General features: G+C 46.2%; 1 pseudogene. It reads right to left on the bottom strand.

Features of this window, described 5'->3' with window-relative positions:
• Positions 1–632 (bottom strand): annotated as a pseudogene (locus ACFINR_RS09560) (phage tail protein); the annotation flags it as partial.

The following is a 632-nucleotide window of genomic DNA, read 5'->3' as shown; positions in this document are numbered from 1 at the left end:
AGGGCTGCTATGCCGCCAGCGATCCAGCCGATAGGAGTGGTCATGATTGCGATACCAAGCGATATAAAAGCAGCACTAACGGCAGTTATTGCAGAAATCAGTGTACCTACAAGAGTTACAGCAAGACCAGCCATTGCGGAAGAAGCCGAGACTATGGCTGAAAATAGCGTTCTTGCAAGAGTTTTAGCAAGACTAGCAAAAGCTGCACTAACCGAACCTATGGCTGAAAGCAGTGATCTTCCCAGAGTAGCAGAAAATCTAATAAAAGCTTTATCTGCTGCGATTATTTTTGAGAGCAGGGATTTTCCAAGATTTGCATCCAGACCGGTAATTTTAGAACCAACGGAAGTGAAGGCTGAAAGCACTGGTCCTGAAAGAGCGAAAGCAAGCCTGATAAAAACTGCGCTTACTATGGCTAATGATGTAAGCAGCCAGCCATTGATTTTGTCCCAATTTTTGTAGAGCAAATATCCAGCGCCTACAAGAGCTGCGATGCCGCCAATTAGCCATCCTATGGGCGTTGTCATTATAGTATAGCCAAGCGTGACAAACGCTGCTCCCGCTGCGGCTAATGCGGCAATGAGTGGACCAAAAATGAACGAACCAAGTGCCACAAGTCCTACCTTAAAGAG

It is taken from the genome of Bartonella sp. AP19HLJMH (genome assembly GCF_042196245.1).
Lineage (GTDB): Bacteria > Pseudomonadota > Alphaproteobacteria > Rhizobiales > Rhizobiaceae > Bartonella.
Note: the sequence above shows the minus strand (reverse complement) of the source record. Positions and strands in the feature narration are given on the sequence as shown.